The sequence below is a fragment of the Mycobacterium sp. 1465703.0 genome (assembly GCF_001672975.1).
GTDB lineage: Bacteria > Actinomycetota > Actinomycetes > Mycobacteriales > Mycobacteriaceae > Mycobacterium.
Map to the genome: position 1 here is coordinate 1 of NZ_LZKU01000082.1, position 22,127 is coordinate 22,127.

At 67.1% G+C, this 22,127-nt stretch carries 23 protein-coding genes and 2 pseudogenes; 10 read left to right on the plus strand and 15 right to left on the minus strand.

The features are described 5' to 3' along the window. Window positions 1–140: CoA transferase (locus A5625_RS28210; protein ID WP_232003522.1), on the minus strand; the 140-nt coding region annotated here is incomplete at its 3' end. Window positions 141–152: 12 nt separating this feature from the next. Between A5625_RS28210 and A5625_RS07690 the strand changes: the two are divergent. Beyond that, window positions 153–1,076, plus strand: a pseudogene (locus A5625_RS07690) (CoA transferase); the annotation flags it as partial. Window positions 1,077–1,153: 77 nt separating this feature from the next. On the opposite strand, the gene A5625_RS07695 reads toward A5625_RS07690, so the two are convergent. The 6 genes from A5625_RS07695 to A5625_RS07720 all read right to left on the minus strand — a co-directional run bounded on the left by A5625_RS07695 (window position 1,154) and on the right by A5625_RS07720 (window position 7,457). Next, a complete protein-coding gene (locus A5625_RS07695) occupies window positions 1,154–1,603 on the minus strand; it encodes a response regulator (protein WP_066991085.1) in 450 nt (149 codons plus the stop codon). Then, window positions 1,600–3,201 carry a CHASE3 domain-containing protein gene (locus A5625_RS07700; RefSeq protein WP_066991088.1) on the minus strand — a complete coding sequence of 534 codons (1,602 nt, stop codon included), beginning with the start codon at window positions 3,199–3,201 and terminating at the stop codon, window positions 1,600–1,602. The genes A5625_RS07695 and A5625_RS07700 overlap by 4 nt, the downstream gene beginning before the upstream one ends. After that, the gene (locus A5625_RS07705; protein WP_066991091.1) at window positions 3,198–4,385 is read right to left on the minus strand and encodes a PP2C family protein-serine/threonine phosphatase; all 1,188 of its coding nucleotides are present in this window, start codon (window positions 4,383–4,385) and stop codon (window positions 3,198–3,200) included. Before A5625_RS07705 ends, A5625_RS07700 begins: the two co-directional genes overlap by 4 nt. 203 nt (window positions 4,386–4,588) lie before the next feature. Then, the gene (locus A5625_RS07710) at window positions 4,589–5,758 is read right to left on the minus strand and encodes an acyl-CoA dehydrogenase (protein ID WP_066991094.1); all 1,170 of its coding nucleotides are present in this window, start codon (window positions 5,756–5,758) and stop codon (window positions 4,589–4,591) included. Window positions 5,759–5,773: 15 nt separating this feature from the next. Continuing rightward, complete coding sequence (purE, locus tag A5625_RS07715; RefSeq protein ID WP_066991097.1) at window positions 5,774–6,289, minus strand: 5-(carboxyamino)imidazole ribonucleotide mutase; 516 nt, start codon at window positions 6,287–6,289, stop codon at window positions 5,774–5,776. Beyond that, window positions 6,282–7,457, minus strand: coding sequence for a 5-(carboxyamino)imidazole ribonucleotide synthase (locus A5625_RS07720; protein ID WP_066991099.1), 1,176 nt, complete (start codon window positions 7,455–7,457; stop codon window positions 6,282–6,284). Before A5625_RS07720 ends, purE begins: the two co-directional genes overlap by 8 nt. A 197-nt stretch (window positions 7,458–7,654) precedes the next feature. Between A5625_RS07720 and A5625_RS07725 the strand changes: the two genes are divergently transcribed. Further along, complete coding sequence (locus tag A5625_RS07725) at window positions 7,655–8,326, plus strand: GtrA family protein (RefSeq protein ID WP_066991101.1); 672 nt, start codon at window positions 7,655–7,657, stop codon at window positions 8,324–8,326. Here A5625_RS07725 and A5625_RS07730 read toward each other — a convergent pair. The 3 genes from A5625_RS07730 to A5625_RS07740 all read right to left on the minus strand — a co-directional run bounded on the left by A5625_RS07730 (window position 8,281) and on the right by A5625_RS07740 (window position 11,292). Then, window positions 8,281–8,799 carry a PH domain-containing protein gene (locus tag A5625_RS07730; protein WP_066991152.1) on the minus strand — a complete coding sequence of 173 codons (519 nt, stop codon included), beginning with the start codon at window positions 8,797–8,799 and terminating at the stop codon, window positions 8,281–8,283. The genes A5625_RS07725 and A5625_RS07730 overlap by 46 nt on opposite strands. A gap of 72 nt (window positions 8,800–8,871) precedes the next feature. Next, complete coding sequence (locus tag A5625_RS07735) at window positions 8,872–9,696, minus strand: biotin--[acetyl-CoA-carboxylase] ligase (RefSeq protein WP_066991104.1); 825 nt, start codon at window positions 9,694–9,696, stop codon at window positions 8,872–8,874. A gap of 24 nt (window positions 9,697–9,720) precedes the next feature. Next, window positions 9,721–11,292 carry an FAD-binding protein gene (locus A5625_RS07740; RefSeq protein WP_066991107.1) on the minus strand — a complete coding sequence of 524 codons (1,572 nt, stop codon included), beginning with the start codon at window positions 11,290–11,292 and terminating at the stop codon, window positions 9,721–9,723. A 35-nt stretch (window positions 11,293–11,327) separates the two neighbouring features. Between A5625_RS07740 and A5625_RS07745 the strand changes: the two genes are divergently transcribed. From A5625_RS07745 to A5625_RS07775, 7 genes are all read left to right on the plus strand, one after another. Then, window positions 11,328–12,968, plus strand: a complete 1,641-nt coding sequence (locus A5625_RS07745) for an acyl-CoA carboxylase subunit beta (protein WP_066991110.1) — start codon at window positions 11,328–11,330, stop codon at window positions 12,966–12,968. Then, entirely contained in the window at window positions 12,965–13,219 is a 255-nt protein-coding gene (locus A5625_RS07750; RefSeq protein ID WP_066991113.1) for an acyl-CoA carboxylase subunit epsilon, read from the plus strand. Before A5625_RS07745 ends, A5625_RS07750 begins: the two co-directional genes overlap by 4 nt. Next, window positions 13,216–13,860, plus strand: coding sequence for a nucleoside triphosphate pyrophosphatase (locus A5625_RS07755; RefSeq protein WP_066991116.1), 645 nt, complete (start codon window positions 13,216–13,218; stop codon window positions 13,858–13,860). Before A5625_RS07750 ends, A5625_RS07755 begins: the two co-directional genes overlap by 4 nt. Before the next feature lie 10 nt (window positions 13,861–13,870). Further along, window positions 13,871–14,761, plus strand: a complete 891-nt coding sequence (locus A5625_RS07760) for a sulfurtransferase (RefSeq protein WP_066991119.1) — start codon at window positions 13,871–13,873, stop codon at window positions 14,759–14,761. Window positions 14,762–14,768: 7 nt separating this feature from the next. Next, window positions 14,769–15,188, plus strand: coding sequence for a SufE family protein (locus A5625_RS07765; protein WP_066991122.1), 420 nt, complete (start codon window positions 14,769–14,771; stop codon window positions 15,186–15,188). Between the two features lie 126 nt (window positions 15,189–15,314). Beyond that, the gene (locus tag A5625_RS07770; RefSeq protein ID WP_066991125.1) at window positions 15,315–17,111 is read left to right on the plus strand and encodes an acetyl/propionyl/methylcrotonyl-CoA carboxylase subunit alpha; all 1,797 of its coding nucleotides are present in this window, start codon (window positions 15,315–15,317) and stop codon (window positions 17,109–17,111) included. Window positions 17,112–17,296: 185 nt separating this feature from the next. Continuing rightward, entirely contained in the window at window positions 17,297–17,728 is a 432-nt protein-coding gene (locus tag A5625_RS07775) for an STAS domain-containing protein (RefSeq protein WP_066991128.1), read from the plus strand. Here A5625_RS07775 and A5625_RS07780 read toward each other — a convergent pair. From A5625_RS07780 to lat, 5 genes are all read right to left on the minus strand, one after another. Next, window positions 17,699–18,487: an RNA polymerase sigma factor SigF gene (locus A5625_RS07780; RefSeq protein ID WP_066991131.1), complete on the minus strand. Its 789-nt coding sequence runs from the start codon at window positions 18,485–18,487 to the stop codon at window positions 17,699–17,701. The genes A5625_RS07775 and A5625_RS07780 overlap by 30 nt on opposite strands. Next, a complete protein-coding gene (locus A5625_RS07785) occupies window positions 18,484–18,921 on the minus strand; it encodes an ATP-binding protein (RefSeq protein ID WP_066991134.1) in 438 nt (145 codons plus the stop codon). The genes A5625_RS07780 and A5625_RS07785 overlap by 4 nt, the downstream gene beginning before the upstream one ends. Before the next feature lie 419 nt (window positions 18,922–19,340). Further along, the gene (gene usfY, locus A5625_RS07790) at window positions 19,341–19,652 is read right to left on the minus strand and encodes a protein UsfY (protein WP_066991137.1); all 312 of its coding nucleotides are present in this window, start codon (window positions 19,650–19,652) and stop codon (window positions 19,341–19,343) included. A 47-nt stretch (window positions 19,653–19,699) separates the two neighbouring features. Next, window positions 19,700–20,083 carry a hypothetical protein gene (locus tag A5625_RS07795; protein WP_066991140.1) on the minus strand — a complete coding sequence of 128 codons (384 nt, stop codon included), beginning with the start codon at window positions 20,081–20,083 and terminating at the stop codon, window positions 19,700–19,702. Window positions 20,084–20,294: 211 nt separating this feature from the next. Then, the gene (gene lat, locus A5625_RS07800; RefSeq protein WP_066991143.1) at window positions 20,295–21,641 is read right to left on the minus strand and encodes an L-lysine 6-transaminase; all 1,347 of its coding nucleotides are present in this window, start codon (window positions 21,639–21,641) and stop codon (window positions 20,295–20,297) included. 146 nt (window positions 21,642–21,787) lie between these two features. Between lat and A5625_RS07805 the strand changes: the two are divergent. After that, window positions 21,788–22,127, plus strand: a pseudogene (locus A5625_RS07805) (Lrp/AsnC family transcriptional regulator); the annotation flags it as partial.

Below are 22,127 nucleotides of genomic sequence, written 5' to 3' on the forward strand. Positions count from 1 at the left end.
GGATTGCGCGATTGCAGCTCGTCGGGGCCCAGGCCCATGCGCTCCATGACGCCGGGCCGAAATCCTTCCAGGACAACGTCTGCGGTATCGACGAGTTGCAGTATCTGTTGCTTGGCGTCCTCGCTGCGCAGGTCGGCCATCACCGACTTCTTGCCGCGGTTGTGCTGGAAGGATTTCGGCCCGGCGTCATGGAGCGCATGGGCCTGGGCCCCGACGAGCTGCAATCGCGCAATCCCAAACTCATCTATGCGCGCCTTTCGGCGTACGGCGGCAACGGCCCACAGGGTAATCGGCCGGGCGTCGACCTGATGGTGGCCGCCGAGTCGGGCATGACCACCGGAATGCCCACGCCCACCGGCAAACCCCAGATCATCCCGTTCCAACTCGTGGATGCGGCCAGCGGTCACGTGCTGGCCCAGGCGGTGTTGGCCGCGCTGCTCAACCGCGAGCGGCACGGAGTCGCCGACGTGGTGCGGGTCGCCATGTATGACGTCGCGGTGAGCCTGCAGGCCAGTCAGCTCACCATCCACCTGAACAAGCCCAGCGAGGCCCCGAAGCCCCCCGATTCAGCGCCAAAGTCCAAGAAGCGCAAGGGTGTTGGGTTCGCCACCCAACCCTCGGACGCCTTCAAGGCCGCTGACGGCTACCTGGTGATCAGCGCCTACGTGCCCAAGCACTGGGACAAGCTGTGCGAGATCATCGGCCGACCCGACATGCGCGACGACGAGCGGTTCGCCGACCAGCGCGCCCGCGCCCTCAATTATCCCGAGCTGACCGAGGAACTCGAGAAGGCGCTGGCCGCCAAGACCGCCGACGAATGGGTGCAGCTGCTCCAGGAAGCCGGCCTGATGGCCTGCCACGCCAACACCTGGAAGCAGGTGGTCAGCACCGCGCTGTTCGCCGAGAACGAGCTGGCCCTGCCGGTCGGCGAGGGCGCCGACGAAGTGACGGTGATCCGCACTCCTGCACGGTATTCCAGCTTCGAGGCCGCATCGGCCGGCTGGGCCACCGAACCTCCCCCGGCCCTGGGCCAGCACACCGAGGAGTATTTGGGCGCAGCGCAGCCCGCGCCGTAGGCCCTCACGGCGTCAGCTTGACCATGTCGTGCTCGGTGACATAGACGTTCTGGTTGGTGGCGACGGGCGTCGCAGCTTTAGACGCCGCCGCTGGGCAACCGCACCACCTGCACGAAGAACTCGTCGATCTGGCGGACGGCTTTCATGAACTGGTCCAGGTCGACCGGCTTGGTGACATAGGCGTTCGCGTGCAGCTTGTAGCTTTTCAGGATGTCTTCCTCGGCTGAGGAGGTGGTGAGCACCACGACCGGGATGCGGGCCAAATCGGGATCGGACTTGATCTTCTCCAGCAGTTGGCGGCCGTCGTATTTGGGCAGATTCAGGTCGAGCAGGATGAGATCGGGCCGCGGCGCGTCGGCGAATTGGCCCCGCCGGTAGAGGTAGTCGAGGCCTTCCTCCCCGTCGTGCGCCACGTGAAGCCGGTTCTGCAGCTTGTTGTGCTCGAACGCTTCCCGGGTGATGAGCTCATCGCCCGGGTCGTCCTCGACGAGCAGGATGTCGATTGCCCTGCCTTCGGGTGTCGTCACTGATGCGCTCCTTCCAAAGCGACCGAGTCTGCTTCGTCGAGTTGTTCGGGGATGGGCAGGCTGATTTCGAATCGGGTCCCGTCGGTGTAGGACGTGTCGATCCGGACGGTGCCGCCGTGATGCTCGACGATCTTCTTGACCAGCGCGAGGCCGACTCCGGTTCCGGCGTACACCTCCCGGCCGTGCAGCCGCTGGAAGATGACGAAGACCTTGTCGGAGAATTCCTCCGGGATACCGATGCCGTTGTCTGCCACGCTCAGCAACCATTGGCCGTCGTGAGTGCCCGTGCCAGGCGCGCATTCGATGACGACGCGGGGCCGACGATCCTTGTGCCGGAACTTGATTGCGTTGCCGACGAGATTCTGCCACAGCATGGTCAGCAGCATCGGATCCCCGATGATCCGCGGGAGCGGCTGCGCCGGGCGCACGATTTCGGCCTCGGTCTCTTCGATGGCAGCGGCCAGATTGGCTAGGCCGGCGTCCAGCGTCACGTCGAGCTGGACCTCGGTTTCCGTGGTGCCCAGCCGGCCGACGCGGGAGAAGGTCAGCAGGTCGTTGATCAGCGCCTGCATCCGCTTGGCGCCGTCGACGGCGAAGCCGATGTATTCGATACCGCGCTCGTCGAGTTTGTCGCCGTACCGCCGTTCCAGCAGTTGGCAGAAGGAGGCGACCTTGCGCAGCGGTTCCTGCAGATCATGGGATGCGACGTAGGCGAATTGCTCGAGTTCGGTGTTGGACCGGCGCAATTCGGCGGTCTGTTCATCCAGCTGCGCCTGGGCCGCCTGCGACACCGCGAGTTCGTCGACGATGCGCTTGCGCATGTCCTCCACGTCGATCGCCATCTTCCGAATGTCCTTGGGCCGCCGCGGAGGTTTGATCGTTTCATCGAAGTTGCCCTCGGTGATCCGCCGGCAGGCCGCGGCCAGCGCCGCGATCGGCCGGGTGATCGCGGCGCGGCTGAGCAGGCCCAGCAGCACGGCTGCCCCCACGACGATCAGCACCGTCGCGCCCAGAACCCAATCGCGCCAGCCGTTGATCTCGTTGAACTCGTTTTCCGCAGCCGCCGTGGCCGCCGCCAGATGCGTGTTTTGCGCATCGAAAAGCTCACGGAGATGGTCGAATTTGGTCTTGCCCTCATCGGCCTTGCGCGGACTGACGACGCTCGGCGTTTTGGGAGCCACGTTGGCGATCAGCGGCTCGGCATAGCTTGTCCGCCAGTCGGCCGCGGCCGTTTCGATGGCGTCCAGATCGGCGATCAGCTCCGTGCGCCCGCCCACCAATCGCCGAATCTCGTCGGCGGCAGCCTGTTCGGCGCGCTGCCCGTCGTAGTACGGCGCGAGGAATTGCCGGTCGGCGGAGATCAGGTAGCCGCGCATCCCCGTCTCCTGGTCACGCAGGGCAGCCTGCATGCGGGCCGCCGCGACGCGCGCCGGCTGAATCTCGTCGGCCATCTGGCGAGACACCTGGTCGGTGCGATGCAGCAACACCGCGCCGACCAACGCCCCGACCAGCACCGTGGCGCCCATCACCCACAGCACCAGAGCCAGCCATCCCCGCACGGTGAGCTCGGTGAGCCGCAGCGGGCGCGATGCCATCACGCAGTCCTCTCGACACGCAGGACGGCGATGTCATCGGTGAGACCGCCGCGTGGTTGAGCGAGTTCTTGGGCGCCGTTGATAAGCGCATCGACGAACTGGGGGCCGGGCTGATCCGCGTGCGACCGGGCCAGCGCGAGCAGACCGTCCTCGCCGAGTCGTTTGGCGCCTTCCCCGGAATATCCCTCGAAGAGTCCGTCGGTCAGCAGCAGCAGGCCTTGGCCCGCGGACAGCTGCAGCTCTTCGGACGGCCAGTCGCCGGCGCGCAGCCCCAGCGCCGGGCCACCCGGCGGTTCGACCCACTCCACCGTCCCTCCGGCCTGCAGCAACATCGGCGGGTGGCCGGCCCGGATGACGCTGACCCGGGGGCTGTCCGGCGAAATCTCCAGGGCGAGCACGGTCGCGAAGATTCCGGTGTCGGTTCGTTCCGAATACAAGACCCGTTCGAGCTGGCGCATCAGCTCGACGCCGTGCACACCGGCGAAGGTGAGCGCACGAAACGCAATCCGCAATGCCGCGCCCAGCGCCGCCTCGTGCGGACCATGTCCGGCGACGTCGCCGATCAACACGTGCACCACCCGGTCGGGCGTCTGGACGACGTCGTAGAAGTCTCCGCACAGCAGGGCGTCTTCGCGGCTCGGCCGGTATCGGGCGACGATGCCGACGCCCGGGTTGTCCAGTAGCAGCGGCGAGGGCAGCAGGCCGCGTTCCAGCAGCGCGTTCTCCCGGGCCCGCAGCTGGGTGGCGTGCAGATCGGCGGCGATGAGTTCGGCGCGCTTGCGCTCGATGGCGTACAGCAGCGCGCGGCGCAGCATTTCCGGCTCCACCCGGCCCTTGACCAGATAATCCTGCGCACCGGCGGCAACAGCCGAAGCCCCGAAGTACTCGTCGTTCAGTCCGGTGAGCACCACGATCGGGACGGTGGCATCGAGGTTGGCGATGCGGTTCAACGCGTCGATCCCGCTGGCGTCGGGCAGGTGCAGATCCAGCAGCACGCAGTCAGGTCGGGCGGACTCCAACGCGCGCTCCGCGTGCGCCATCGACTTCGCCCACACCACCTGGATGTCGGTCACCGCGTCGGTGATCAGGTCTTCCACCAGCACCGCGTCGGCGCGGTCGTCCTCGACCAGCAGCAACGACAATGACTGCCAACTCGCCGTCGGGGTCACTGGAGCACGCACCGGCATCAAATCCCGGCCATCTGTGGACCGGCATCAGAAGGCGCGTTCCGCACTGCAGACCCCTTTGCCGCGATAAGCCCTTTGCGCTGTGACAGTGGTCGGACGTAAGCCGGTGACTGTTTACCGATCGTCGGTGTGGACTTCACGCACCGAGTGCAGATCCTAAGCCGTGCGGCCCGACTCTTTGCAACAGCACCGCCGGAAAACGATCAGCGCAGCAGCGCGCGCGACATCACCACGCGCTGAATCTGATTGGTGCCCTCGTAGATCTGAGTGATCTTGGCATCGCGCATCATCCGCTCGACGGGGAAGTCGATGGTGTAGCCGGCGCCACCGAAGAGCTGCACGGCGTCGGTGGTGACCTCCATCGCGACGTCGGAGGCCAGACACTTGGACGCCGCCGAGATGAAGCCCAGGTGGGATTCGCCGCGCTCGGCTCGGGCGGCCGCGTGGTACACCATCAACCGGGCCGACTCCACCTTCATTGCCATGTCGGCGAGCATGAACTGCACACCCTGGTTGTCGCTGACCGGACGGCCGAACTGCTTGCGCTCCTTGGTGTATGCGATCGCGGCGTCCAGGGCGCCCTGGGCGATGCCGACCGCCTGCGCGCCGATGGTGGGCCGGGTGTGGTCCAGCGTCGCCAGCGCGGTCTTGAAGCCGGTACCCGGCTCCCCGATGATCCGGTCACCCGGGATGCGGCAGTTCTCGAAATACAGCTCGGTGGTCGGTGAGCCTTTGATGCCCAGCTTCTTCTCCTTGGGCCCGACGGTGAAGCCCTCGTCGTCCTTGTGCACCATGAACGACGAAATGCCGTTGGCGCCCTTGTCTGGGTCGGTCACGGCCATCACCGTGTACCAGCTCGACTTGCCACCGTTGGTGATCCAGGCCTTGGCGCCGTTGAGAATCCAGTCGTCGCCGTCGGCCTTGGCCCGCGTCCGCATCGACGCCGCGTCGCTGCCGGCCTCGCGCTCGCTCAGCGCATAAGACGCCATCGCCGAGCCGTCCGCGATCGACGGCAGCACCTGCTTCTTCAGCTCGTCGGAGCCGCGGAGGATCAGGCCCATGGTGCCGAGCTTGTTCACCGCCGGAATCAGCGATGCCGACGTGTCGACGCGAGCGACTTCCTCGATCACGATGCACGCCGCCACTGAGTCCGCGCCCTGACCGCCGTACTCCTCGGGCACGTGAACCGCGTTGAAGCCGGAGGCGTTCAGCGCCTCCAGTGCCTCGTCGGGGAACCGGGAATTCTCGTCGACGTCGGCGGCATACGGAGCGATCTCCTTCTCCGCCAGCGCCCGGATCGCGGCCCGCAACTCCTGGTGCTCTTCGGGAAGTTGAAACAGATCAAAGGTGGGGTTTCCGGCCCATCCAGCCATCTCGGCCTCCTATTACTACTCGCCGGTAACTTTACCCTGCTGCCGTTGCAGCGCTTCATCCTTGGCCCGCACGCTGTCGGCCAGCTGTTCCTGGAACGCGACGATGCGCGCGCGCAGCGCGGGGTCGGATGCGCCCAGAATGCGCACCGCGAGCAGACCGGCGTTGCGGGCGCCGCCGATGGAGACCGTGGCGACCGGGACGCCGGCCGGCATCTGCACGATCGACAACAACGAGTCCAGGCCGTCCAGCCGCGCCAGCGGCACCGGCACCCCGATCACCGGCAGCGGCGTCGCCGAGGCGACCATGCCGGGCAGGTGCGCCGCTCCCCCGGCCCCGGCGATGATCACCTCGATGCCGCGCCCGGCCGCGTCGCGGGCGTAGTCGAACATCACCTGCGGCGTGCGGTGCGCCGAGACCACCCGGACTTCGGCGGGCACGTCGAACTCGGCCAGCGCCGCCGCGGCATCCTGCATCACCGACCAGTCGCTGTCGCTGCCCATGATCACCCCGACGCGAGGCGCTCTACCCATGCGGATCCCATCCGTCCGTCCACTGCCCGTGTGACAACCAGTGTGCCGCCAGCTCGGCGCGCTCCCGCATCCTCGCCACGGTTTCCCGGTCCGCCGGCCCGGAGCCGACGAAGTTGATGTGACCGACCTTGCGGCCAGCCCGTTCCTGCTTGCCGTACAGGTGAACGCGAGCGTCGGGCATCCGCGCGAACAGGTGATGCAGCCGCTCGTCGACGCTCATCTCCGGTGCCTCGGCGGCGCCCAGCACATTGGCCATCACGGTCACCGGCGAAAGAGCATCGGTGTCGCCGAGCGGGTAGTCCAGCACCGCACGCAGATGCTGCTCGAACTGACTCGTTCGCGACCCGTCCATGGTCCAGTGCCCGGAGTTGTGCGGCCGCATCGCCAGCTCGTTGACCAGCAGTTCGCTGTCGACGGTTTCGAAGAGCTCGACGGCGAGCACCCCGACCACCCCGAGCTCGGCCGCCAACCGCAGCGCCAGCTGCTGGGCGGCGGCGGCCTGCTCGCCGGGCAGCTCCGGCGCCGGCGCGATCACCTGCACGCATATGCCGTCCCGCTGCACCGTTTCCACGACCGGCCACGCCGCGCCCTGGCCGAACGGCGACCGCGCCACCAGAGCCGACAACTCGCGACGCAGGTTCACCTGCTCCTCGGCCATCACCGGCACCCCGTCGGCAAGGAAGCTGGTCGCGATTTCGCGGGCGTGCGAAGAGTCGCGGGCCATCCGCACCCCGCGCCCGTCGTAGCCGCCGCGCACCGCTTTCACCACCACCGGCCCGGCGATGCGCTCGGCGAAGGCATCGAGTTCGTCGATGCTGCGGATCTCGGCATAGCGCGGCACCGGGACGCCGAGGGCCTCAAGCCGGCGGCGCATGACGAGCTTGTCCTGCGCGTGCACCAGGGCCTGCGGCGGGGGCGCTACGTTGACGCCCTCGGCGACCAGCTTGTCCAGCAGTTCGGTCGGCACGTGTTCGTGGTCGAAGGTCAGCACATCGGCGCCCGAGGCCACCCGGCGCAGGTCTTCGAGATCGGTGTGCGAACCGATGACGACGTCGGGCGCGACCAGCGCGGCCGACTCGTCGGCGGCGGTGGCCAGCACCCGCAGCGTCTGCCCCAGCCCGATCGCAGCTTGGTGGGTCATCCGGGCGAGTTGCCCGCCGCCGACCATGGCGACGACGGGAACCACGCGGGGAACGGCTCGGGCGGCTGCCAGGGGGGCTGCGCCCTGCGGGCTTGTACTCGGCACGGCCATCATGGTGTCACGGTTGGACAAACCGACGCTAAAGGCATGTTGACCGGGGCCGACACCGAATTGTTATGTACGATTTTGCGTCGAATTTGTGCGCATCCGTACACTGACGTGTTGTGTCCTTCGCCGAAGCCACGATCGCGCGTCTGCCTAGGGTTTTGCAGCCCTATTTGCTACGCCACCACGAACTGATCAAATTCGCCATCGTGGGCGGAACCACTTTTGTCATCGACTCGGCGATTTTCTACACGCTGAAGTTGACAATTCTTGAACCCAAACCGGTAACCGCCAAGGTAATCGCCGGCATTGTCGCGGTGATCGCGTCCTACGTGCTGAACCGGGAATGGAGCTTCCGTAATCGCGGCGGCCGCGAGCGCCACCACGAGGCGCTGCTGTTCTTCGCCTTCAGCGGCGTCGGGGTGCTCCTCTCGATGGCACCGCTGTGGTTCTCCAGCTATGTGTTGCAGTTGCGCGAGCCGACGGTGTCGCTGGCGGTGGAAAACGTCGCCGACTTCATCTCGGCCTACATCATCGGCAACTTGTTGCAGATGGCGTTCCGGTTCTGGGCGTTCCGCCGCTGGGTGTTCCCCGACCAGTTCGTCCGCGACCCCGACAAGGCGCTGGAATCCGCCCTCACCGCCGGTGGGATCGCCGAGATCTTCGAGGACGCGATGGAGGGCAGCTTGGAAAACGACAACGTCACGCTGCTGCGCTCGTGGCGTAACCGGGCCGGCCGGCTGGGTCAGCTGGGTGATTCCTCGGAACCCAGGGTGTCGAAGACTTCGTGATACAGCAGCGCGTGCACCTCGCGTAGCCGCGGAATGTCGTAGAACTCCAACGGATCTTGTGACGCCGATTCGATGATCAGCGTCCCGGTGCGGAACATCCGCTCGGTGAGCCGGTCGCGGAACTCCACGCTGTTGATCCGGGCCAAGGGGATGTCGATCCCGGTCCGGGTCAGCACCCCGTGCCGAAACATCACCCGCCGGTTCGTCACCACGAAATGTGTGGTCAGCCAACTCAGGAACGGCCACAGCGTCAGCCAGCCCACGACCACCAGCCATATCCCCCAGATGACGCCGTGGATGATGTTCTTGGCGAGCTGGTCCCAATGCGTCGAGTTGAGGTATCCGGAGCCGAACGCGGCCAGTCCGGTCATCAGGATGAGGACCAGCACCGGCCAGATCAACCGCTTCCAGTGCGGGTGACGGTGCACGATGACGTGTTCGCCGGCGGCCAGAACGTTATCCGGGTAGCCCATGCCCGCCGACATTAGCTGTGCAGAGCGGCAATCGGCGCCCGACTGGGCCGCCGGCCGCGCTTGCGATCGCCACTAGCGCAAATGCACGACGTCGCCGGCCGCGACCACGACGGTCTGCCCCCCACTTTCCAGACATAGCCTGCCCTGGTCGTCGATGGCGCTCGCGGTCCCGTCGACCTGTTTGCCCCCGGGCAGGTGCGCGCGCACCTGGTTACCGATGGTCAGGCTGCGGGCCCGGTAGTCGGCGGCCAGCGCCCAGTCGGCTCCGCGCGCGGCCCGCCAGGCCACGAAACGGCGGCCGAGCTCGTGCAGCAGGGCGGACACCAGTTGGGTGCGGTCCGGCGCGGCGACGCCCAGATCGAGCAGCGACGTCGCCCCGGGGCCGTCGATCTCGTCGGCGGACTGAGTCACGTTGAGCCCCAAACCGATAACGACGACGGGCTTGGCCACCTCGGCGAGGATTCCGGCCAGCTTGCCCGGCGATTCCGGCGGACCGGCCAGCACGTCGTTGGGCCACTTGAGCCCAGCCTGCGCCCCCGTGCCGGCCAGCAACGGCGTCACGGTGTCGACCACCGCCACGCCGGTGGCCAGCGGTAGCCAGCCCCACCCGGTGGTCGGGACGTCGACGACGCTGACCCCGACCGACATGGTGATCTGCGCCCGCGGCGTCGCCGACCAGCCGCGGCCGTGCCGCCCGCGCCCGGCCGTCTGGTGTTCGGCGATCAGCACGGCACCGGCGACGTCGTCGCCGGACGCCGCGCGCGCCAGCAGGTCGGCGTTGGTGGAGCCGGTCTGCTCGACGACCTCGAGCTTGCGCCAGCCCAGCCCGGTGCCGATCAACTCGGCGCGTAACGCGCCCTCGTCCAGCGGTGCTCGAAGTTGATCACGATCCGTCACCGGACCCAGCCTAGAACGCGCGCCTTAGCAAAGCCCCCGGTCGCGCATGTCCAGCACGGCCAAATGGCTGAACAGCATGCTGGTTCCGATCGGGTTGCCGCCACCGGGATACGCGGTGCCGCTGGGTGCGGCCATGGTGTTGCCCGCCGCGTACAGACCGGCAATGGGCTTGCCGCCCTTATCGAGCACCCGCGCCGCGGTATCGGTGCGCAGACCGCCCTTGGTACCAAGATCCGAGATGCCGAACGCCGCGGCGTGATAGGGCGGTGAGTCGATGGGCACCAGCGGTGACGCACCCGCCGAGAAGGCACGGTCGAACGCTTCGTCGCCGCGGCCGAAGTCCTGGTCGACGCCGGCGGCGGCGAAATCGTTGAACCGGGCCACCGTTGCCACCAAGTTCGCCGGCGGCACGCTGATCTTCTCCGCGAGTTCCTCGAGGGTGTCCGCGGTATGCCACAAGCCCGCCGCGACGTACTTCTCGGTTTGCGCGATGGTGACGTTGGTCGCCTTCACCGGCGGAACCTCACCCTCCTTGTCGTCGTAGATCATCCAGTACGGCAACGTGATCGACCCGTCCTGCAGCTGCGCGATGATCTCGCGGCCGGCCCGGTCGTAGGCCTGGGACTCGTTGACGAACCGGTTGCCGGACTGGTTGACGAAGATGCCGCCGGTAAACCACAGCGCGAACGCGGTCCGGCCGTCCGGGTGGGTCATGCCCGGCGACCACCAGGCCTGGTCCAGCAGATCGGTGTCGGCGCCCGCGGCGATGCCGGCCTGCAGCGCTTGGCCCCGACTTCCCGGGCCGCCCATGGTGTCTCGCGACGTTCCCGGCACCCCGTATCGCCGGCGCAACTCCTCGTTGGCTTCGAAGCCGCCGGCGGCCAGCAACACCCCCCGCCGGGCGCGGATGGCGCGGCGCCGCCCGGCGGTCTCGACGATCGCCCCGGTGACCCGCCCGTCGGTGCACACCAACTCGACCAGGGCGGTGTCGCGGCGTAGCGACGCGGTCGGGTATTGCCCGACGGCCTTGAGGAATCGCGCGATCAGCGCGCGACCGCCGATGTAGTAGTCGGTGGGCGGTTCGGCACCGAGCCGGTCGGTGTCCAGCGGCCCGCGGATCACCTCGCGGAACTCCGGGGCAGCGGCCACCGCCAGCGGCTTGGCCGCGATGTGGCGCTGACCGTCCAGCCGCGCCTTCGGCGCCTTGCCGTAGTAATCGGGCCAGGGCATCGGCACGAACTTCAGGTTGGCGTCGGCCTCCAGGTACTCGATCAGCGCGGCGCCGCCGCGGACAAAGGTCTCCTGCAGTTCGCGGGGGGTGCGGTCCCCGACCACGGCGCGGTAGTAGGTGAGTGCGTCCTCGATGGTGTCGTCGGTGCCGGCGCGCACCAGCACAGGATTGCACGGGAACCAGACGCCGCCCCCGCCGGAGTAAGCGGTGGTGCCACCGAATTTCGACGTCGCTTCGACCAGCAGCACGTCGAGGCCTTCGCGCGCCGCGGTGTATGCACCCGTCACACCGCCACCGCCGGACCCCGCGACCAGCACGTCGCATTCGGCCGCCCAGTCCACGGTTCCCAACGGGCGGGCGTCCATCAGCGGAGACTACCGCGCCGCTAAGCTCGACTCCCATGACGAGCGTTACCGACCACACTGCGGAACCCGCTGCCGAGCACACCATCGACATCCACACCACGGCGGGCAAACTCGCCGAGCTGCACAAGCGCCGCGAGGAGTCGCTGCACCCGGTCGGTGAAGAGGCCGTCGAGAAGGTGCACGCCAAGGGTAAGCTGACCGCCCGCGAGCGCATCCTGGCCCTGCTCGACGAGGACTCGTTCGTCGAACTCGACGCGCTGGCCCGGCACCGCAGCAAGAACTTCGGTCTGGAGCACAACCGGCCGCTGGGCGACGGCGTGATCACCGGTTACGGCACCATCGACGGTCGCGACGTGTGCATCTTCAGCCAGGACGCCACGGTGTTCGGCGGCAGCCTCGGCGAGGTGTACGGCGAGAAGATCGTCAAGGTCCAGGAACTGGCCATCAAGACCGGCCGTCCGTTGATCGGCATCAACGACGGTGCCGGCGCTCGGATCCAGGAGGGCGTCGTCTCGCTGGGCCTGTACAGCAAGATCTTTCGCAACAACATCCTGGCATCCGGCGTCATCCCGCAGATCTCGCTGATCATGGGGGCCGCCGCCGGTGGGCACGTGTACTCCCCGGCCCTGACCGACTTCGTCGTCATGGTCGACCAGACCAGCCAGATGTTCATCACCGGACCCGACGTCATCAAGACCGTCACCGGTGAGGACGTCACCATGGAGGAGCTGGGTGGCGCGCACACCCACATGGCCAAGTCGGGCACCCTGCACTATGTCGCCTCCGGCGAACAGGACGCCTTCGACTGGGTGCGCGACCTGCTGAGCTACCTGCCGCCCAACAACGCCACCGACGCGCCGCGCTACGCCGAGCCGCACCCCCCGGGCGCCATCGAGGACAACCTCACCGAGGAGGACCTCGAGCTGGACACGCTGATCCCGGACTCGCCGAACCAGCCCTACGACATGCACGAGGTGATCACCCGCATCCTCGACGACGACGAGTTCCTGGAGGTCCAGGGCGGCTACGCGCAGAACATCGTCGTCGGGTTCGGCCGCATCGAGGGCCGGCCGGTCGGGATCGTGGCCAACCAGCCCACCCAGTTCGCCGGCTGCCTGGACATCAACGCCTCGGAGAAGGCGGCCCGGTTCGTGCGGACCTGCGACTGCTTCAACATCCCGATCATCATGCTGGTGGACGTGCCGGGCTTCCTGCCGGGCACCGGCCAGGAATACAACGGCATCATCCGCCGCGGCGCCAAGCTGCTGTTCGCCTACGGCGAGGCCACCGTCCCGAAGATCACCGTGATCACCCGCAAGGCCTACGGCGGCGCCTATTGCGTGATGGGTTCCAAGGACATGGGCTGCGACGTCAACCTGGCGTGGCCGTCGGCGCAGATCGCGGTGATGGGCGCGTCCGGCGCCGTCGGGTTCGTCTACCGCAAGCAGCTGAGCGAGGCGGCCAAGGAGGGCAAGGACGTCGACGCGCTGCGGCTGCAACTGCAGCAGGAGTATGAGGACACCTTGGTCAACCCGTACGTCGCGGCCGAGCGTGGCTACGTCGACGCGGTGATCCCGCCGTCGCACACCCGCGGTTACATCGGAACGGCGCTGCGCCTGCTGGAACGCAAGATCTCCCATCTGCCCCCCAAGAAGCACGGGAACATACCGCTATGACCGAAGACAACGCCGTCGCCGACGACGCCGCGCAACCGCAGTCGCACGAGCCGCACATCCAGATCCTGCGCGGCGAACCCACCGCCGAGGAGGTGGCCGCACTGGTCGCGGTGCTGGGCTGCGTCGGCGCTGCGCCGGAGGCCGAACAGCCCGAGCGGACCCGCTGGGGCCTCCCGGTCGACCGGCTGCGCTTCGCGATGACCAACTATCAGCGACTCACTTTCCAGCAAATGACCCACATGAGGCATTGACCCGCCTGGTGCTGGCGTCGGCGTCGGCCGGCCGGCTCAAGGTGCTGCGCCAGGCCGGCGTCGATCCGCTGGTCGTGGTCTCCGGAGTCGACGAAGGTGCCGTAGCCGCCGCGCTGGACCCGGACGCCCCGCCCGGCGACGTGGTGTGCGCGCTGGCCCTGGCCAAGGCCGAACAGGTGGCCGCTGAACTGGACGGCGGCGTTGCGGCTGATTGCGTCGTCGTCGGCTGCGATTCGATGCTTTACCTCGACAACAAGCTGTGCGGCAAACCCGGATCGGCCGAGGCCGCCACCAGCCAGTGGCGGCTGATGGGTGGGCGCTCCGGCGAACTGCACACCGGCCACTGCCTGCTGCGGCTGAATGACTGTGCCATCACCCATCGTGAAGTCGAATCATTGTGCACCACAGTGCATTTCGCCGACCCGACGGATGAGGACCTGCGAGCTTACGTCGGCCACGGCGAACCGTGGCAGGTGGCCGGCGGCTTCACCCTGGACGGCCTGGGCGGCTGGTTCGTCGACCGTATCGACGGGGACCCGTCGAACGTGATCGGTGTCAGCCTGCCGTTGCTGCGGTCGTTGCTGGGGCGGGTCGGGCTGTCGGTGTCCGCGCTGTGGGCCACGAACCAGCACGGGCGGTAGGCTCGGAAACGTGGCATTACCACCCGATCCAAGCCCGACATTGTCCGCCTACGCCCACCCCGAGCGACTGGTCACGGCCGATTGGCTGTCCGCCCACCAAGGCACCCCCGGCCTGGCGATCGTCGAATCCGACGAGGATGTGCTGCTCTACGACGTCGGTCATATCCCCGGCGCGGTGAAGGTCGACTGGCACACCGACCTCAACGACCCCCGGGTCCGCGATTACATCGACGGAGCGGAATTCGCGGAGTTGATGGACCGCAAGGGCATCGCCCGCGACGACACCGTGGTGATCTACGGCGACAAGAGCAACTGGTGGGCGGCTTACGCGCTGTGGGTGTTCACCCTGTTCGGCCACCCCGACGTGCGGCTGCTGAACGGCGGCCGTGACCTGTGGCTGGCCGAACGCCGTGAGACCACGCTGGACGTCCCCACCAAGACGTCCAGTGGCTACCCCGTCGTCACCCGCAACGACGAACCCATCCGCGCCTTCAAGGACGACGTGCTGGGCATTCTGGGCAGCGAGCCGCTGATCGACGTGCGCTCACCGGACGAGTACACCGGCAAGCGCACCCACATGCCGGAGTATCCCGAGGAAGGAGTGCTGCGCGGCGGCCACATCCCCACCGCCCGCTCGATTCCGTGGGCCAAGGCGGTCGACGAGAGCGGCCGATTCCGCAGCCGCGAGGAACTCGAAGAGCTCTACGGCTTCCTCCAGCCCGATGACAAGACCGTCGTGTACTGCCGCATCGGCGAGCGGTCCAGCCACACCTGGTTCGTGTTGACGCATTTGCTGGGCAAGCCCGGAGTGCGCAATTACGACGGATCGTGGACCGAGTGGGGCAACACCGTGCGCACCCCGATCGTGGCGGGTGAAGAGCCCGGCGCCGTTCCGGTCTGATGGCGCCATGACTTTGCCCGCGCCGCTGGCCGAGGTGGTGTCCGATTTCGCCGAAGTCGAGGGCCAGGACAAGCTGGCGCTGCTCCTGGAATTCGCCAACGAACTTCCGGCACTGCCGTCCGATCTCGAAGAAGCGGCCATGGAACCGGTCCCCGAATGCCAGACTCCGCTGTTCATGCACGTCGACGCCAGCGACCTAAATCGCGTCCGGCTGCACTTCAGCGCGCCCGCCGAATCGCCCACCACGCGCGGGTTCGCGTCGATTCTGGCCGCCGGTCTCGACGAACAGCCCGCCGCCGACATTTTGGCGGTGCCCGAGGACTTCTACGCCGACCTCGGGCTGGCCGCTCTGATCAGCCCGCTGCGGTTGCGCGGCATGTCCGCGATGCTCGCCCGCATCAAACGCAAGCTGCGCGAGTCGTCCTGAAAAAACATGGACCGCCTCGTCGGGCCCAACGGCGCGGCGCTTAGACTTCCCGGGAACTCGTTGTAAGAAATTCTCTTAGAGAAGTCCGCAGAAATACGTCTGCGGATATGCCAAACAGGAGGCGCTGTGGCTAGTCACGCCAGCTCGAGGATCTCCAAGGTGCTCGTCGCCAACCGCGGCGAAATCGCTGTCCGGGTGATCCGCGCGGCCCGCGACGCGGGCCTGTCCAGCGTGGCGGTGTACGCCGAGCCCGACGCCGACGCGCCGCACGTGCGTCTGACCGATGAGGCGTTCGCTTTGGGCGGCCAAACTTCCGCCGAGTCCTACCTGGACTTCGGCAAAATCCTTGACGCGGCGGCAAAGTCAGGCGCCAACGCAATCCACCCGGGCTACGGCTTCTTGTCGGAGAACGCCGACTTCGCCCAGGCGGTCCTGGACGCGAACCTGATCTGGATCGGGCCCAGCCCGCAATCCATCCGCGACCTCGGTGACAAGGTCACCGCCCGCCACATCGCCGCCCGCGCGCAGGCCCCGCTGGTGCCCGGCACCCCCGACCCGGTCAAGGACGCCGACGAGGTGGTGGCCTTCGCCAAGGAGTACGGCGTGCCGATCGCCATCAAGGCGGCGTTCGGTGGCGGCGGCCGCGGCATGAAGGTGGCCCGCACCATCGAGGAGATCCCCGAGCTGTTCGAGTCGGCCACCCGTGAGGCGGTCGCGGCGTTCGGCCGCGGCGAGTGCTTCGTCGAGCGCTACCTGGACAAGCCGCGCCACGTCGAGGCGCAGGTGATCGCCGACCAGCACGGCAACGTCATCGTCGCCGGCACCCGCGACTGCTCGCTGCAGCGCCGGTTCCAGAAGCTGGTGGAAGAAGCGCCGGCGCCGTTCTTGACCGACGCGCAGCGCAAGGAGATCCACGAGTCGGCCAAGCGGATCTGCAAGGAGGCGCACTACTACGGCGCCGGGACGGTCGAGTACCTGGTCGGCCAGGACGGCCTGATCTCCTTCCTGGAGGTCAACACCCGACTTCAGGTCGAGCACCCGGTCACCGAGGAGACCGCGGGCATCGACCTGGTGCTGCAGCAGTTCAAGATCGCCAACGGCGAGAAGCTGGACCTCACCGAGGACCCGACGCCGCGCGGGCACGCCATCGAGTTCCGGATCAACGGCGAGGACGCCGGGCGCGGCTTCCTGCCCGCCCCCGGTCCGGTCACCCGCTACGACATCCCGACCGGGCCCGGTGTCCGGTTGGACTCCGGCGTCGAGGCCGGTTCGGTCATCGGCGGCCAGTTCGACTCGATGCTGTCCAAGCTGATCGTGTATGGCGCCACTCGCGAGGAGGCGCTCGCCCGCTCCCGCCGGGCGCTGGACGAGTTCCACGTCGAAGGCCTTGCCACGGTCATCCCGTTCCACCGCGCCGTGGTCTCCGACCCGGCGTTCATCGGTGACGACAACGGATTCTCGGTGCACACCCGCTGGATCGAGACCGAGTGGGACAACACCATCGAACCGTTCACCGGCGGCGAGCCCCTCGACGAAGAGGACACCCGGCCGCGCCAGAAGGTGGTCGTGGAGGTCGGCGGCCGCCGGCTCGAGGTGTCGCTGCCCGGTGACCTGGCGCTGTCTAACGGTGGCGCGGCCGATCCGGCCGGCGTGATCCGCAAGAAGCCCAAGGCCCGCAAGCGCGGGTCGCACGCGGGCGCGGCCGCTTCCGGTGACGCGGTCACCGCGCCCATGCAGGGCACCGTGGTCAAAGTCGCGGTCGAGGAGGGCCAGGAGGTTGCCGCCGGCGACCTGGTGGTGGTGCTCGAGGCGATGAAGATGGAGAACCCGGTCACCGCACACAAGGACGGTGTCATCACCGGACTCGCGGTCGAGCCCGGCGCTGCCATCACCCAGGGCACCGTGCTCGCCGAGATCAAGTAGCACGGCGAGAGATTAGCCCGACACGTTGTAGGCCCTGCCTACCGCGAGTAGGGTTGCGGACAAGGTTGAGTTCACAGCCGCCCGGAATTCGTTGGTGACGTGATGGTAGGCGGAATTTCTTCCTTTCTCCGAACTTCTTTCACGTAACTGACGTATTCCACAGGAGGGAAATCCTCCTCAATGGGATGGAGTCAGCCATGTCTGTGGCGCAATCTTGGCAACAAAGCCGCACAGCACAATTCACTGCACGGTGGGGGCCTTCGGGCACCCTGGTCACGGTCGACGGTGAGCTCGATGCGGCCAATGCCGATCAGCTCGCCGCGTATGTGCAGCAGAGCACCAGCCGCTCCCGGCGGATGGTCCTGGATCTTCGTGGCCTGAAATTCATTGGTACTGCCGGTTTTTCAGCGCTACACCGGATCAATGTGGCGTGCTCAGCAGCCCATGTTTCGTGGGCCATGGCGCCCAGCCCGGCGGTGGCCAGGTTGCTGCGGGTCTGCGACCCGGATGCGACACTGCCGGTGACGACGCCGCAGGCCGAGCCGTTGCTGGAACCGCTGTGGGTGGAAGACGAACAGCCCCGGCCGCTACTGCAACTGGTCACGGAGCCGCGTTAGCGACTTCGCCAGCAGTCGCGACACGTGCATCTGAGAGATGCCGACGCGCTCGGCGATCTGCGTCTGCGTCATCGACTCGAAGAACCGCAGCACTAACACGGTGCGTTCCCGCTCGGGCAGCGCCTCGAGTAATGGCCGCAGAGCTTCCTGATCCTCGATCCGGTCCAGTCCGGTGTCGACGTCACCGAGGGTGTCCGCGATCGCGCGGGCTTCCTCTTCCTCGCCGCCACCACCGCTGTCGATGGACAAGGTGTTGTAGGAGCTGCCCGCCACCAGGCCCTCGACCACCTCGTCGCGGTCCATGTCGAGCTCGGCGGCGAGTTCGGTCGCGGTCGGCGCCCGGCCCAGCCGCTGTGACAGATCGGCGGTCGCGGTGCCCAGCCGCAGGTGCAGTTCCTTCAGCCGCCGCGGTACCTTGACCGACCAGCTGTTGTCGCGGAAGTGGCGGCGAACCTCGCCCATGATGGTGGGCACCGCGAAGGACACGAAGTCCGAGCCCGCGTCGACGTCGAACCGGACCACCGCGTTGACCAATCCGACCCGCGCCACCTGAACCAGATCGTCACGCGGTTCCCCACGGCCTTCGAAGCGACGTGCGATGTGGTCGGCGAGCGGCAGGCAGCGCTCGACGATCTTGTCCCGCTGACGTTGGAATTCCATCGAGTCGGGGGTGGCGTTGGCCAACTCACGGAACATGTCCGGGACATCGGCGTATTCGTTCGGACGTGACACCGAACCACCGGCAGCTCGCGCTGTCACCTGCTGGAGGCCGCCCGTCGCGCCGTCAAGGTGATGCCGAAAACACTGCCGGTCTCATTTGGTGAGCGGCCGTCATGGAAGGTCTGGACGTCGTCGGCCAGTGACGTCAACACATGCCAGCTGAAGCTGCCGGGGGCCACCACGTCGTGGGTGTCGCACGCCGCGGACGCTTCCACCACCAATTGGTCATCTTGTGGGTCGACCACCACGCGCAGCGTCGCGTCGGGAGTTGCAGAACGAATCAACCGGGTGCACACTTCGTCGACCGCGAGTCGCAGGTCCGCCACCGCATCGAAATCCAGGTCCTCGAAGGTGCCGATGGCACCGACCAGGGTGCGCAGCATGGCGAGGTTCTCCAGGCGCGCAGCAACGTGAAGTTCGACGGCGCGGTGGCCGCGTGGACGCTTGTCAGCGTGCAATCCAGCATCGTTCATATGGTCTCCCGGCAATGTTTGACTGACACTACTACTGCCTCGCAGTGCGCCGTGGACGTCGCGTTCCAGCCGGTTAGTCATGATCGCCGCCGGTTATCTGGCCCGATACAGACGGGCTTGACGCGAACGACACAATTGCGACGCGTCCGCTCGGACGCGTCATGGTGATCGCCGGGGCCGCGCTGGTCATATCGATAGTCGTTGCAGTAGGCATGTATGTCGGTGTGTTGGTGATCCTGTCCCCCATGATGGGGTAACCACGCTAACGCAACCGTTCCGGCACTCATCATGGTGCAAACCTGATACCCACAAGTTGGCGCCCGTAACCTCCAAATCGGCTTTGTGCGAGATTTCACAGCGCACAACGTCCGAGCAGGTCACCGGGCAAAAAATCCCGCTGGATCCGCTGATGGTCGGCGCTAGCTGGCCGGCCACTGCCGGTGCACCTCGGGATGTTCGGCGTACCAGCGATCGGCGATCCTGCGAATCCTGCGGTGCTCCACCATCAGCCAGGCCAGCCCCAGCACCGTGGCGATCACCGCGGCGATCCCGGCGGTCATGCCTTCGTGATGATGTCCGGTGGCGAAAGCCGCAAGACTGCCGCAGGCACCGATGACGCCGGCGACGACCAAGAGATAGCCGGGCCAATGCAGGACGTCGATCAGCGACTCGCCGGCGAGCGGCCGCGTTGTCCTCAGATGGTCGACAGGGTCGTGATAGGTGTCTCCCATAGCTGCTCCTCACCGCACCATCAACGTTAGATCGCGGCAGAACAAAGCTAAAGAGCGAGTACCGGACCGGCGATCGGAGCGACGCCCATGGTGACCATCAGCGCCATCGCGGTCAGCAGGAACCAGCCCGCCCCGTGCCACCCCCACCAGGTCCCTCGGGCCTTCCATACCCGGTAGGTGCGCACGAACGACCAGATCCCGGCCGTCAACGCGATCAGCGGACCGCCGAGCGCCAACAGGGTGCGCTGCGGCGCACCACACGCCACCATGTCCACGCTCACTCCCGGGCAGGTGCTCACCCACACCGCGGCGATCAACACAAAGCCGACGGCAGCCAGCGTCGCCAGCACGGTGAACCGGACGGCGGCAAGCACCTCGCCGTCCTGCTGACCCAGGCGATCCCCGCCGGGTCGCTCGTCTGCTTTCTGCATCGCTTCACCTCCCCGATAGGCCCCGCGCTGAGAGTTTTATCGCTCGTCACGTCGCAATAGTTACGCGCTACGGCACACTGCCCGGGGACTCATCCGACGGCGAATCGGCGCTGCGGACGTTCCTGGGCGGCGATACCGCGCTGTAGCTGCGGAAGACGCACCGGATCACATACCCCGCAGCAAACCCGGATAAACCGTCTCTGCATGCGGCTCATCCCTCTGTTAAGGCCCGCACCGCGCCGCGGATGGCGCCGATCGCCGCGTCGATCTCCGAGCGCGAGACGGTCAGCGCCGGACGGAACCGGACACCGTCGCGCCCGGCGGGCAGCACGATCACCGCACGGCGCCACAGCAGGCGGATCAACTCGTCGCGGTCGGCGGCGGTCGGAAGGCTGAAGGCACACATCAGCCCGCGGCCACGGGGATCGAGCACCACGCCGGGAAACTCGCCCGCGAGCTCGTCGAGGCGGCTGCGCAGATAGGCGCCCTGTTTCTCAGCCTGGTCGAATAGTCCGTCGGCCTCGATCACCTCCAGAATGCGACGGGCGCGCACCATGTCGGCCAGGTTGCCGCCCCACGTCGAATTCACCCGAGAGGAAACGGCGAACACGTTGTCGGCGACCTCGTCGACCCGGCGGCCCGCCATGATGCCGCACACCTGGGTCTTCTTGCCGAACGCCACCACGTCGGGCTGCACGCCCAATTGCTGGTAGGCCCAAGCCGTTCCGGTCAGGCCGCAGCCGGTCTGCACCTCGTCGAAGATCAGCAGCGCGTCGTACTCGTCGCACAGCTCGCGCATGGCCGCGAAGTACTCCGGGCGGAAATGCCGGTCGCCGCCTTCGCCCTGAATGGGTTCGGCCACAAAGCACGCGATGTCGTGCGGATGGGAATCGAAGGCCAAGCGGGCCTGGCGCAGCGACTCGGCTTCGGCCGCGGCCACATCGGCGCCGGGCCGGATGTAGGGCGCATCGATGCGTGGCCAGTCGAACTTCGGGAAGCGGGCCACCGTGACCGGCTTGGTGTTGGTCAGCGACAGCGTGTATCCGCTGCGGCCATGGAATGCGCCACGCAGGTGCAGCACCCTGGTGCCCAACTCGGGATCGACGCCCCGGGCTTCGTTGAGCCGGCTCTTCCAGTCGAACGCCACCTTGAGCGCGTTCTCCACGGCGAGGGCGCCGCCGTCGACGAAGAACAGGTGCGGCAGCACCGGATCGCCCAGCACCCGGGCGAAGGTTTCCACGAAGCGGGCCATCGCCACCGAGTACACATCGGAGTTGCTGGGCTTGTTCAACGCGGCCTGCGCCAACTCGGCGCGGAACTCCTCGTCGTCGGCCAGCGCCGGATGGTTCATGCCCAGCGCCGACGAGGCGAAGAAGGTGAACATGTCCAGGTAGCGCCGGCCGTCTCGGGCGTCGTACAGGTATGAGCCGGCGGAGCGGGCCAGATCGAGCACGAAATCGAAACCGTCGACCCGGATGCTGCGCGCCAGCACCTCATGGACCCGGTCTGGCTCGGTGCGCCGATCGGTACGGGCGAAGCAATCCAGGGTCGCGGTCATGCCGCCCAGTGTACGGGATTTTTACGGAATTATGATGATTACGCCGTATATTTTATGGTATTCGTTGCCTATCAGCGTAAAAAGTATTCAATATGATGGTGCTTCGCGTGCTGACGTTGGCCGTCGTGCGGATCCGCTGCAGCAGATCTTCCAGCGCCCGGCTGTCGGTCTCGGCGGTGCAGTCGCGGGTGCGCAGGCTCGAGGCCCGCGGCGTGATCTCGGGATACTCGGCGCGCGTCGATCCGGAGGCGGTCGGGCATCTGCTGTCGGCGTTCGTGGCCATCACTCCTCTGGATCCTTCTCAACCCGATGATGCGCCCGCCCGCCTCGAGCACATCGAGGAGATCGAATCGTGTCACTCGGTGGCCGGCGAAGAAAGCTACATCCTGCTGGTGCGCGTCGAGTCGGCCCGGGCGCTGGAAGATCTGCTGCAGCGGATCCGCACGACGGCCAACGTCAGCACGCGAAGCACCATCATATTGAATA

Excerpts from the sequence above, each read along its gene's own strand:
- A5625_RS07710 (WP_066991094.1), bottom strand. The coding sequence starts at position 5,758 with ATGGCTGGATGGGCCGGAAACCCCACCTTTGATCTGTTTCAACTTCCC.
- purE (WP_066991097.1), bottom strand. The coding sequence starts at position 6,289 with ATGGGTAGAGCGCCTCGCGTCGGGGTGATCATGGGCAGCGACAGCGAC.
- A5625_RS07740 (WP_066991107.1), bottom strand. The coding sequence starts at position 11,292 with ATGGACGCCCGCCCGTTGGGAACCGTGGACTGGGCGGCCGAATGCGAC.
- A5625_RS07785 (WP_066991134.1), bottom strand. The coding sequence starts at position 18,921 with ATGAACGATGCTGGATTGCACGCTGACAAGCGTCCACGCGGCCACCGC.
- A5625_RS07765 (WP_066991122.1), top strand. The coding sequence starts at position 14,769 with ATGACTTTGCCCGCGCCGCTGGCCGAGGTGGTGTCCGATTTCGCCGAA.
- lat (WP_066991143.1), bottom strand. The coding sequence starts at position 21,641 with ATGACCGCGACCCTGGATTGCTTCGCCCGTACCGATCGGCGCACCGAG.
- A5625_RS07720 (WP_066991099.1), bottom strand. The coding sequence starts at position 7,457 with ATGGTCGGCGGCGGGCAACTCGCCCGGATGACCCACCAAGCTGCGATC.
- A5625_RS07745 (WP_066991110.1), top strand. The coding sequence starts at position 11,328 with ATGACGAGCGTTACCGACCACACTGCGGAACCCGCTGCCGAGCACACC.
- A5625_RS07775 (WP_066991128.1), top strand. The coding sequence starts at position 17,297 with ATGGAGTCAGCCATGTCTGTGGCGCAATCTTGGCAACAAAGCCGCACA.
- A5625_RS07795 (WP_066991140.1), bottom strand. The coding sequence starts at position 20,083 with ATGCAGAAAGCAGACGAGCGACCCGGCGGGGATCGCCTGGGTCAGCAG.
- A5625_RS07705 (WP_066991091.1), bottom strand. The coding sequence starts at position 4,385 with ATGCCGGTGCGTGCTCCAGTGACCCCGACGGCGAGTTGGCAGTCATTG.
- A5625_RS07730 (WP_066991152.1), bottom strand. The coding sequence starts at position 8,799 with ATGGGCTACCCGGATAACGTTCTGGCCGCCGGCGAACACGTCATCGTG.
- A5625_RS07750 (WP_066991113.1), top strand. The coding sequence starts at position 12,965 with ATGACCGAAGACAACGCCGTCGCCGACGACGCCGCGCAACCGCAGTCG.
- usfY (WP_066991137.1), bottom strand. The coding sequence starts at position 19,652 with ATGGGAGACACCTATCACGACCCTGTCGACCATCTGAGGACAACGCGG.